Origin of the sequence: Bartonella sp. AD24XZML (assembly GCF_042196485.1) — a bacterium.
Classification (GTDB): Bacteria; Pseudomonadota; Alphaproteobacteria; order Rhizobiales; family Rhizobiaceae; genus Bartonella.
On the sequence record NZ_JBHIQH010000036.1, the window covers coordinates 1 to 12016 of the forward strand.

At 38.1% G+C, this 12016-nt stretch carries 3 protein-coding genes and 4 pseudogenes; 2 read left to right on the forward strand and 5 right to left on the reverse strand.

Annotated features, from left to right (window positions below; translation table 11 throughout):
• Nucleotides 1-1134: 1134 nt before the first annotated feature.
• The 5 genes and pseudogenes from ACFIMX_RS03390 to ACFIMX_RS03410 form a co-directional block, all read right to left on the reverse strand.
• On the reverse strand, nucleotides 1135-1917 hold the full coding sequence (locus tag ACFIMX_RS03390; RefSeq protein WP_375694031.1) for an autotransporter outer membrane beta-barrel domain-containing protein: 783 nt from the start codon (nucleotides 1915-1917) through the stop codon (nucleotides 1135-1137).
• 326 nt (nucleotides 1918-2243) lie between these two features.
• A pseudogene (locus ACFIMX_RS03395) lies at nucleotides 2244-3530 on the reverse strand (autotransporter outer membrane beta-barrel domain-containing protein); the annotation flags it as partial.
• 44 nt (nucleotides 3531-3574) lie between these two features.
• The gene (locus ACFIMX_RS03400) at nucleotides 3575-4300 is read right to left on the reverse strand and encodes a right-handed parallel beta-helix repeat-containing protein (RefSeq protein ID WP_375694030.1); all 726 of its coding nucleotides are present in this window, start codon (nucleotides 4298-4300) and stop codon (nucleotides 3575-3577) included.
• A gap of 830 nt (nucleotides 4301-5130) precedes the next feature.
• Nucleotides 5131-9315, reverse strand: a complete 4185-nt coding sequence (locus ACFIMX_RS03405) for an autotransporter outer membrane beta-barrel domain-containing protein (RefSeq protein ID WP_375694032.1) — start codon at nucleotides 9313-9315, stop codon at nucleotides 5131-5133.
• A 1720-nt stretch (nucleotides 9316-11035) separates the two neighbouring features.
• Nucleotides 11036-11231 (reverse strand): annotated as a pseudogene (locus ACFIMX_RS03410) (transcriptional regulator); the annotation flags it as partial.
• Between ACFIMX_RS03410 and ACFIMX_RS03415 the strand changes: the two are divergent.
• Both ACFIMX_RS03415 and ACFIMX_RS03420 read left to right on the forward strand, forming a co-directional pair.
• Nucleotides 11228-11602: pseudogene (locus ACFIMX_RS03415) on the forward strand (phage tail protein); the annotation flags it as partial. The pseudogenes ACFIMX_RS03410 and ACFIMX_RS03415 sit on opposite strands and share 4 nt — an antisense overlap.
• Nucleotides 11580-12016 (forward strand): annotated as a pseudogene (locus ACFIMX_RS03420) (phage tail tape measure protein); the annotation flags it as partial. The pseudogenes ACFIMX_RS03415 and ACFIMX_RS03420, both read left to right, overlap by 23 nt.

Below are 12016 nucleotides of genomic sequence, written 5' to 3' on the forward strand. Positions count from 1 at the left end.
GGTATGCTTTGATGCTTACTTCATTCCCCTGATGGCGCAAGTACCCAGACAGTTTCTATATCATTATGTTTTTATTGTAAATAACAAAACGAATTATATCGATGGTGTTCTCTATGATTTGAAGTTTTGCTTCAGAAAAACTTTTTTCATGATCATAAAAAGTTGAGTTCATAAAACCTAGCTTGGTTAAGCTTATGCTAAAAGCACTATGAAGTATGATATTTAAAAATTGTCTATTAAAGATAATCGCTATAAAAGCTCTATAGTGTTGAGATGTATTATTTGATGCATTCACCAAAACGATTAGCAAATTTTTTCTGCTATAAGAAGAAGAGATGAGGGGGCTATTCACAGGCTTTCTTTAAAGAGGCTAAGGGTAGCAAAGTCCATTTTTCTAAGGAAGCACAGCCCATTTCGCGATGGTGTTCATGGATGCTATAACGCTAAAGCCATAGAGTCCCATCATCTTTACGCTTACGAAGGAGCAAGCCCGTCACACATTTTGCTAGCTCCCAATGTTTGTGACAAGCCCTTGGCACTTGAGGCAGTTCATGAGAGGAATTCTCAGGCTTTTCTTATATAACTTTTCTCCACACGCCAGCCCTGCTTGTAACGTGCAAGAAAATTTTTAATTGATTCAACATAAAACAAGTTTGAAATGAGAGAATCCTACGATATTAGGGACTCTCATTCAATATGCAAAACAAAGAATTATCTTTATAAATCAATATACTGTATGGAATGAGAGGGATAAGCATTTGTCAAAATGGTTTGCCTAAAAACGGTACATGGACATATAAATGAATCCTTACAGGGTGCTGTTAAGCTAATGGATTGAAGAAACAGGAGGATAAACATAGAAAAGGTATGAAGAGAGAGTTTCTTTTATCATTATCTTTTCCAATGTAGTCTTCTTTTTATTATCTAAAAATACACTTTGCTTAGCTTTATAGACAAATTCGATAATGAATATGCCGCGCGACTCGTGTAAATAGGAGGGAAGGAGATCATTGAGGAGAAAAGAAAAAAGTTTCAGGGGATAAGAATAGTAGCTTACATAGATTAAAAAGGCAGTATGTATACTGCCTTTTTTGTTAAATTGAATAGAATGAATAGGCTATTTACAGCCTTTCCTTAAAACTGATAGCGTATCCCTCCTGAAAAGTTTGTTCCGGATATACCAGTTTTTTGCAGCTTTTTTCGATAGTTTATATCACCATGGAGGGCTAAACTGCGAGACAATTTTGCATTGATGCCAAGCCCACCTTCAATAGAAGATCCTGTAGGATCAAGGGGAAAGGTGTCGCCAATCTGTACTTTACCATCATCACCAAAAGTTTTGAGAAAGTTCACTTTTCCATACAGAGAAATGACACGGTTCTTTTCTGTGGAGGTAGTAGTTTTTGTCAAACGTCCACCAATGCGTACTAACCATTGATAAGGTTCACCGATATCAACTTTAAGATTATCAGCATCAGAAAAGTCATTAAAGATTAGACGCTGGTAAACAAGTTGTGCCTGGGGTTCAAACGTGAGGGCTTTAATACCCGTTGTGAATTTTTGACCTATTGTTGTTGAGGCAATTAACATTTTTATATCATCGACTTTAGTGGTACTGTTAGCGATGGCTGTAGAGATATTTCCTTTCCAGATCCCATAAGAGAAGAGTGTATCCATATAGAAACCGCTATTATGCTCTATACCGCTGTAGGCTGTGACTGCCCATTTGTTAAGCGTACTCTTGTCTGCATCTTCTATATTTTGGGGGGTGAGGGATAATTGAGCATAGGTTCCGGTAAGACCCCAATATAGGATTGTATTTTGGCTCTTTTGTGCAGAAGCTGTAAAACCTGCTTGTGTAGCAGCATAGCGAATGTTTGTGTTATAGCCATATTGTTGTGACGATAGGGTTGCGATACTTCCATAGGAAGAGAGAAAGAATCCATTTTTTTGACGTTATCTTCGATCCCTATAGCTGTTGTTCTCAGATCAGCTAACAGAGTACTTTGTTGAGCCATATCGATAAAACCAGCGTAGAAGAGAGCATTAGGTACGGCCAAATAGCTCGCTACTTGTGGTAAAATAAATTTCTGCAAACGGAAATCCCAGAAATTATCATTTTCTCCCAACAGGTTTAGTGTTTCATTTGCAGCACCATAGCTGGATGTTGGTCCATAAGCGGTAAGCCTATATTTATAAGGTGAACCAGTTGCTTGGATATAACCATTGGCTAATTTGAAGGAATTTTCATCTGCTTTCCCGGAAACTTGAATGAGCGAAACTCCACTGGTATTAGAAGAAGGGTGAAAAGCTTCTGTTATATTATTGCTATCTTTGAAATCACTCATAACATAAACTGTTGTTGTACCTAAGACATCCCCTTGGATCAGAAGTCGATCATTTTTTTGATCGATTATATCAGAGCTCTCAACAGATCCAACATTAAAAGAAATCTTTGCGTCACCAGAAGCATTGTAGACTGCTTGCGTGTCTGGTTTCCCAGAACCTATATGCAATGTATGATAATGGTTTTCTGTCGGCTGTTGAAAAACAATGGAACTATTGTCGAGATTAAGTATAGAAACATCAGAATGAGATCTTTGGGCAATATCAAGTAACTTGCCCGCATCATCTTTTTCTTTTGTGCTAGTGTTTACGAACCATGTTGTATCGTTTTTGAGATCGAAAGTTGTTCTGCTGTTTCCGTCATTTCTTACTCCCCCCTGTAAGAGAGAGTTTTCTGCGGTGAGTGTAAAGATTTGATCAGGTTTTGGCGTATCATGAGTTGTACCCACGAATAACCTGTCGGCACTGATTTTTGAATCTTTGAGGTTGAGTTTACCATTTGATGAATTGTTGGCAACAATACCCGTTCCATCTTCGACAAAAAGGTTTGTATTGGTCAGGTTGATTCTTGAAGTCTGATCGTTTTTGGAGTCATCAATGCTTATCCCATTGCACTGTGCTTTCGCAGAAATATCTGTGACATCAATATATCCGCCATCTTTTAAGACAAATGCAGCTTCTTTTGCTTTTACAGTTCCTCCAGTCATTGTGATTTTAGATTGTTCACCATCTGCATGAAGCCCATTATTTTCAGATGTTACTATAACATTATCATTTAAAGTAATTGTGCTGCCTTGCTTGACTTGTACCTCACCGCCAAAGGAACCGCCGTCCGTTACCGTTATTTGGGAATTATCATTAGCCAAGAGAGCCTTTTGTGCGTTCTTAACGGTGATATTTTTTAAAGTAACCGTGCTTTCCTTATCAGCACTTACACCTGTGGTTATCGGTTTATCATCGCTGCTGCTTGTTATCACGACATTTTCTAACTTGTTGTTGTCACTCTTGCTGTTTTCAAAAGAAGCCCCTGTCTCGGAAACAGTGATAGATCCTCCTGTCATTTGAATGACACCACTGTTTGCTTCAAGTCCGATGATAGCCTCTTTAATGGTTGTATTGCCATGCAATTCAATTGTACTGTTGGGGACGTTAGCCCATGCACCTTTTCCATTGCCATCTGCCATTAGAGTGGTATCTATGCCATCAATATATCCACTATTTGCTGCAACTAATGCATTTTTTTTCCAGTTACAGTTCCCCCAATCATCGTGATTTTGGATTGTGCACCATTTGCATTGAGGCCATATTCATCAGAGGACGCTGTAACATTGTTCTTTAAAGTAATTGTAGAGCCTGTACCAGCGTATATTCCATGCTCTTTTGCATTAAAGTATCCTCCTGATACCGTTGTTTGAGAATTATCCAACGCTTCTATACCCACTTTTGCTTGAGTAACTGTTACGTTTTCCAAGATGACTTTACTTTCCTTATAAAGAGCTATTCCTTTTTCCATTAAGTCATCTTTACTGCTCGTTATTGTCACATTTTTCAGCTTGTTTTTATCATTTTTGCTATCTTCGAGAAATAAGCCTACTGTAGGAGCAATAATACCTACTGCATTCATTTTTATTATACCACCGTCTGTTGCCATTACACCGATTTCTTTAGCCTTAATCGTTGATTCTGATAAGTCAAGAAAGCTATTAGGTTCGATAATGCGTACAGTGCTCAACCAGTCGTCCTCCATGTTTTTGCTGTCGTGAATTATTGCTAAATTTTTTCCAATTATTCCACTACCTTTTATCACTATTATACCGCCAACAGTGAAGTTGGATGCTTCCTCAGTTATTCCATGAAAATTCATTAAGATTTTTTCGGCTTTTACATTAGTATGAGCACTAAACAGCGCGATTGTCGCAACAGCTGTACAGGATAGTAAAAATTTTTTAGACATGAAGATTTTCCTTAACTTATAAGCCTCCGCATATTTTTTCCCCTCTTATAAAAAGGATAAAGAATACACAATTTTCATCGGGAGGTTATATTATTTTAACTTTTATATAAAGTATTTATATAATTTTATACTTTATTTATTTTTTATATTTATATATTAAATTTATTATTTACTTGTATTATATAATAATTTTTTATTAAATGGTTTTTTATTTTGTAAATAACTATGTAATTTATAATTTATAAAACAAATTATTAAATATAAACTATTATAATTTGAATCACATAATGAATTTAATATTTGTTTTCTGTATATCTAAAATATATTTATGTATATACTTAAATAATACTTATGATGATTGATAAAGCTTTAGCTCTTCTTTATGATTTCCTGAGCATTTTAGATAAATTGAGTACAAAGCATTGTGTTATGTTTGTTATGCCTGATCGGATTTTCTGCGCAAAAAGGTATTTTGCAGCAGATCTTCTGCCGTAAAGAGGTGAAGGGAATTCCTTTAAAGAAAAGCTAGTACATCTACTGCATGAAGAAGAAAGAGGTTTCTTTAAGGAATAAAAAGGACTTTAGCAGAAAAGAAAAGCAGGGTTTATTTACAAGAGGTAATATCAACAAAAGGGCTACATAATATTATAGAAAATTAAAAAAGCTGCACAATACAGAGTTGTGCAGCCTTTCTGTGCAAACGAACGGGAAAGCAACGCTCGCTTTTACACTTTTTTCAGTCTCATACGCTTGTACATGTGCTTTCCTTCTCATGTAGGGTACAGGCTGCTCTGCTTAAAATAAGAGGTTCCGAGAAGAATTTCCTTTCCTTAAAACTGATAGCGTATACCACCTGAAAAGCTTGCACCACTTATACCAGTTTTCTGAAGCTTTTGTTGATAGCTTACATCACCATGAAGCGAGAAATTGTGGGAGAGTTGTGCATTGATGCCAACGCCGCCTTCAATTGCAGGTCCCATAGGATCAAGGTCAAAATCTCTGCCAATATGAATGGTACTATCATCACCAAAAGTTTTGATCAAGTTTACTTTTCCATAGAAAGACATAGGACGGCTGTTTTCAGTGGAAATGGTTTTGGTCAAACGTCCACCAACACGGATCAACCATTGAGAAGGATTGTTCACATCAACAGTAAAATTATCAGCATCTTCAATGGTGTTAAACATCAAATGTTGATAGGCAACTTGTGCTTGTGGCTCGAAGGTTAAACCTTCTACTCCGGTTGCAAATTCTTTGCCAACAGTGGTGGAGATACTCAACATTTTGGCATTTTGCAATTTTGCAGTTTTGCCAATGATAGCATTGCCGATATCTCCTTTTAGAATTCCATAGGATAACAGTGTATCCATATAGAAACCATTGTCATGCTGTATACTGCCATAGGCTGTAATGGCCCATTTATCCAGCGTGTTCTTTCCTGCATCTTTCATGTCCTTTGGTGTGAACGACAGCTGCCCATAGGTGCCTACAAGACCGAGATGTGTTGTGGTATTTTGCCCTTCAATTGCTGCCAATGTGACACCGGCTTGGAGAGCAGCATAGCGAATATCAGCACCATAACCATATTTGAGAGGACCACGCTCAGAAGATAAAGTTCCTGTGCTTCCATAGGTGTAAAGGAAGAAACCAGTTTGTTTCTCCTCTTCTTTTCCTAAGACGGATGTTCTGATATTGGCTAAAAGCGCGTTTTGTTTAGCCATATCGGTCAATCCACTGTAGAAGAGAGCATTTGGCATGACCAAATAACTTGCTGTTTGTGGTACAAGGGCAACGGTAGGGATATTTGTTTCAGGATCAGGATTTGAACCAGAATTGGAACCAAGCAGTTCGGGTTGCAAACGGAAATCCCAGAAATTTTCATTCTTTTCATCAAACAGGTTTTGCGCAATATCGGCTTTGCCTTGGCTTGAGTCTGGTCCATAGGCACGTAGTGTATACATATCTGGTAAGCCACCTCTTGTGGTATAGCCATTTACAAGTTTGAAAGAGTTTTCTTCTGCTTTTCCAGAAACTTGAATGAGTGAAAGACCACGGATATTGGCAGCAGCAGAGGTGTTTGCTTCGACATTGTTCTCTTCTAAGCGCCCCGTGACATAAACTGATGTGTTGCCAGAGACATCTCCATTGATTAAAAGTCTATCGGTTTTTTGGTCCTCTATTGCAGCACCATCACTCCATTCAGCGTTGAAGTAAATCTTCGCATCATCCGTTGCATTGTAGACTTCTTGTGTGTCTGGTTTACCAGAACCTATATGCAATGTTTGGTAGTGATCTTCTGTTGGTTTCTCAAAAACAATGGAGCTGTTGTTGAGGTTTAGCACAGAAACATCAGAACGAGATCTTTGAGCGATATCAAGTAGATTGCCATCATCATCTTTTTCGTTTTTGCTGATTTTCAACGTCCATGTTGTATCGTTTTTCAGATCAAAGTGTACATTTCTGTCTTTAGCAATATTCGCTCTGCCCTCTAAAGTAGACTGATCAGCGCTTAATGTGAAGGTGCCGTTGGAGATCGCTTTAACCTCTTTACCATCCCACCACTCTTTATCTTTCCATGACGTTTTGTCCCAAAAAATACCATCTCCTAATAATACGTCAGCATGAACTTCTGATTTTTTAAGATTGACTGTGCCGATTGACAATTCTTGAGTATCTTCAACGTTATTCTTAGTGAGAGCTCCAATAAGAATTCCTGTGCCGTTTTTAACGTTAATATCTGCATTGGTTAAATTGATTTCACTACTTGGATGTTTTTTGGGATCATCTGATTCATTGAGTTTGGTACCAAAGAGATCTAAAAACTGTACGCCGCTAACTCCTGCTGTTACAGAAACATTTGTGAGATCAATATGTCCACCATATGCTACGCCTAGTGCAACTTTTTTTACTTCTATTTTGTTTTCTACGGCATTCTGTGCTGCTTCAATATCACCATTAATCATCTTAATCGTGCTATTATTTCCTGCAGTAAGACCAAAATCAAAATTTTGAATGGTTGTTTTACCATTTAATTCGATTGCACTGTCAGGCTCCGCAACGTTTACGGCAATGGTCTCTTTTTTACTTTCACCACCGGTTATTGTTAAATCTCCGCTAATGATTTTACTCCCACCATCTGCATAAAGACCTTCATCAACATTTTGAATAGTTGTTTTGCCCGTTAACGTAATTTCACTCCCTTCATCCGCTGTCCATACACCAGAGCGGCTTTTGTCGGTGTCTTGATCAATTGTTTCACCTCCGACTACGGTTAAATTTTCGCTGGTAATTTTACCACCATTAACTGCTCCAAGACCGTTCAAAGTATTGTTAATTGTTGTATCGCCATGCAATTCAATTGTGCTATCAGGACCAAAGGCCTCTACACCGGTTCCTTTGCCATCTGTTGTTAAAGCAACATTCGTGGCATCAATCTGTCCACCTTTTTCTGCAAATAATGCAGTTTGTGTATTTCCTATTGTTGTTACTTTTCCTCCTGCCATTGTGATCTTAGATCCTGAACCATCTGCACGGAGTCCATTACCACTAGATGATGCGACTGTAACATTGTTGTTTAAAGCAATGGTGCTGCCACTCTCTGCGTTAATCCCTATATCGTTTCCAACAAATGATCCTCCTGATATTTTGATTTTAGAATGATCCATTGCATATACGCCGAATTTTGCATTTGTAATGTGTACATTTTTTAAAGTGACATTGCTTGCTTGGGAATTTAATCCTGTAAACACCACTGTTTCATCTTTTTGACTGCTCGATATTGTCACATCTTCCAGCTTATTTTCATTGTTTTTACTGTCATAAAAGGTAGCACCAACTGTAGAAGTTGTAATAGTTCCTCCGGTCATTTTAATTATAGCATTTTTTTCTGCATAAAGCCCAAGAAAAGCATGATCAATTTCTGTTCCATGCAATTCGATCATACTATTAGGGCCACTGGCATTTGCACCAGCTCCACCACCTGTAGCTACTGAGAGAGAAACATCTGTAACATTAATATGTCCACCGTTTTCAGCAGTTAATGCTGCATAAATTCCTCCCTTAACTTTTCCTTTCGCCATTTTGATGGTGCCATTGTCTTTTGCCCGGAGCCCAGTGTTATCAGATGATGTAATTTTAGAATCATTTATAGTGATTGTGCTGCCGTTTTGCGCAAATATTGTTGCTTGTTTCGAATCAAATGAACCTCCAGACACTGTTATTGTGGAGTTATTATTTGCAAATATGCCTGTTGTCGCTTTAGTGACGGTTACATTGTTTAAAGCAACAGTGCTTTTTTCGGCACTTATTCCTTTATCTATCAAGGCGTCATTTTTGCTGCTCGATATTTGTACATTTTCCAGAGTGTTTTTATTTTCACCACTTCCGCTAGCGTTGAAAAGAGCACCTATTTGAGAGGCTGTAATGGACCCATCAGTCATCTTGACTGTAGCTGCATTTTGTATATCAAGGCCGTTTACAACTTTTTCAATGGTTGTGGTGCCTTTTAATGTAATCATGCTGTCAGCGCCATCGGCTTTTGCGCCAGTTCCAGTGTCATCTGTTGTTGTTAGAGCAACATCTGTGGCATCAATCTTTCCACCTTTTTCTGCAAATAATGCAGCTTGTTTTCCACTTACAGCACCTTTTGTCTTCGTAATTTTGGCTGGACCTTCTGCATGAAGTCCGTAACCATCAGATGATGTAACTGCAGCTTTTTCGTCTAAAGTAATGGCGCTGCCTTCTTTAGCATATACCCCATCAGTTTTTCCGTCGAATGAACCTCCAGACACTGTTATTGTGGAGTTATTATTTGCAAATATGCCTGTTGTCGCTTTAGTGACGGTTACATTGTTTAAAGATACAGTGCTTTTTTCGGCACTTATTCCTTTATCTATCAAGGCGTCATTTTTGCTGCTCGATATTTGTACATTTTCCAGCGTGTTTTTATTTTCATCACTTCCGCTAGCGTTGAAAAGAGCACCTATTTGAGAGGCTGAAATGGAACCATTAGTCATCTTGACTGTAGCTGCATTTTGTATATCAAGGCCGTTTACAACTTTTTCAATGGTTGTGGTGCCTTTTAATGTAATGACGCTGTTGTTGTCAGCTTTGGCACCAGTACTCTTTTTTTCAGTTTCAGAGCCAGTNGACGCTGTTGTTGTCAGCTTTGGCACCAGTACTCTTTTTTTCAGTTTCAGAGCCAGTTATTGTCAAATTTTCGCTAACGATTTTGCTACCAATTGTTGTATAAAGCCCAGTTACCATATTTTCAATGGTTGTGGTGCCTGTTAATTCAATAATAGTATTCGGCAAGTAGGACTCTATACCAGTGCTATTGGTATTTTTTTCGTTCTGAGAGCCCGTTATTGTTAAATCTTTACTAACGAGTTTGCCACCACTTGTTATCCTAAGACCGCTGCCAGCAATGTCTTTAATAGTTGTTTGACCCGTTAATTTAACCGCGCTATTAGCACCATCGACGAGTATACCAATGCTGTCTTCTTTAGCTTCAGGAAGGATTATCGTTACATCTTTTGCAGTGACTTTACTGCCCTTATTTACCCGAAACCCGTTTGCAACTTTTTCAATGGTTGTTGTGCCTGTTAATTCAACTGTACTATCAGGATCTGTGGTTGTTACACCAGTTCCTTTATCGTTTCCTTTTATTTTTAAGTCTTCGCTGGTGATTTTACCACCTGTTTTTGCTAGGATCCCATCCATAGCTTTTTCAATGGTTGTTTCCCCTTTTAACGTAATTTCGCTACCAAGATCTGTAGATGTTACACCAGTTTTTTCAGATTCAGGAGCGGTTACTTTTAAATCCTTGCCAATGATTTTTCCACTATTTGTTGCTTTAATAGCATCATAGTGTTTTTCGGATGCGTCGTCGGAGACGTCTTTTACTTCTTCATTACTTGTAGCACTGAGGACTGTCGCATATGCGCTGAAATGAGTGCTAAACAGCATGATAGCTACGGCAGCTGTGCCGGATAAAAGAGATTTTTTAAACATTTAGATATTTTCCTTAACTTATAAGCCCCATGCATTCCTCCCCCGCTTACAAGAAGGATATCAAATGAATGGTTTTCTACTTTGGGGACCAATAGATTGTTTTTATTTTTATGTAAAGTAGAAAAATATTTTTTTGTAAAAATACATAATGTTTTGAGTATTATTCATTATGAAATAAATATAAATTATTTTATAATATTAAAAATTATTTATATTTATTTGATTTTAGATCATAGTGTTATTATTGTGCATTATTTAGAGATAAATTTTATTGAGTTATAAAAAGAAACAAGAAGAGAGGAAATGAGCAATAAAGAATAGCAGTATCCATGCTGCTGTGGATATACAAAAAAGAAAGTTTGTCGTTTGACAGGAGTTTTTTTAAGTGGGAATAGGTGGAAATTTATGATTTTTTTATGACTAATTTTCACCATTAAATGCGCGTTTTATCAAAATGGATTTTGACATCTAAAAAAGAGTGAAAATGAGAAAAAACTGTGATTCAATGGAAAATAGGAAAAAGGCTTTGAAGATTTAAAAAAACTCTGTGAAAGCCTAGAAGACCGCCTTTTAAGCCCCTTTGAAAAAAATCTATAAATTGTGAAGTTTGCTCCAAAATCAGCCCAAAAAGCAAAAAAAGATATAATATGTTAAAAACAAAGTGTTATTAAAAATCTTAATGTAAGGAGAAATGCCCCTTCATTTTCCATTGTATAATGATGGTTAGGTTGGATTTGTGTAGTTCTTGAGTGCTTTTCCAACCTCTATTTGACGTTTTAAATGCAATTTTAAAAAGAGGCAAGGTAAGCTTTATTTTTTCTCTGTCTTTGATTTTTTGAACAAGCTCTTGTAACTTTTTATCAAGCTCTGCTACGAGTTCCGCTATATCTTCAGGGGGAAGTTTAATTGTTGCATTTTTGTTACTTGATTGATTCCTTTGTCTGGGTGGCAAATAGTGATGGGGGTGTTAGTGTTAAACCGGCAAGTCCTTTTGCTGCCGCCATGTTTATCAAACGCGACAAGCAAAGGGGCGGTGTTTTTTGGTTTCCCTCCAACCAAGATGTCAAAGGCATTTTAGGAACAGCGCGCCCCATTAGCTATTTTGATGGGGAAATCGATCATGAGGCAAATCGCCTTAACCAAGCCGATATTGCTACCTTTATTCCAGCACGGCTTAGCCAAAATGCCCATGGAAAAATTGTCGCCAATGGACGTATTTTATGGGGCAAACACACCACCTCCAGTGACCCATTGAGGCGCTTTGTCAATGTGGTGCGCACCCGTGCAGCCGATGGCAGGGCTTGGTGGGAGCGCGCTGCGTCTTCTTCGCCCAATGACTTTACTTGTGGGGGCTTTACGAGGGATAGCCGTTTCAGGTGCGGCATTTTCTGCCTCTTTTGGTTGGATCGGGACAGTGATAGAAGTGGTTGGGGCTGGTATTGCCTCTGTTGCGGGGGCTATTTTTACCCCAATAGGAGCTGTGGTTGCTGCTGTTGTGGCGGTCATACTGGCTGCTGGTTTTGCTTTGTGGAAATATTGGGACCGTTTTTCTTCTTTTATGAAGGGCTTTGCACGGGGGATAATACGGGCTTTTGGGCAAGCCTTTGAAGCCGTCATGCGTTTTTTTGGTGCTGATACCACTACCATTACGCGTTGGAAAAATATCATTGCTGCTGCTTTTGATTTCTCTCAAACTTGGCAAAA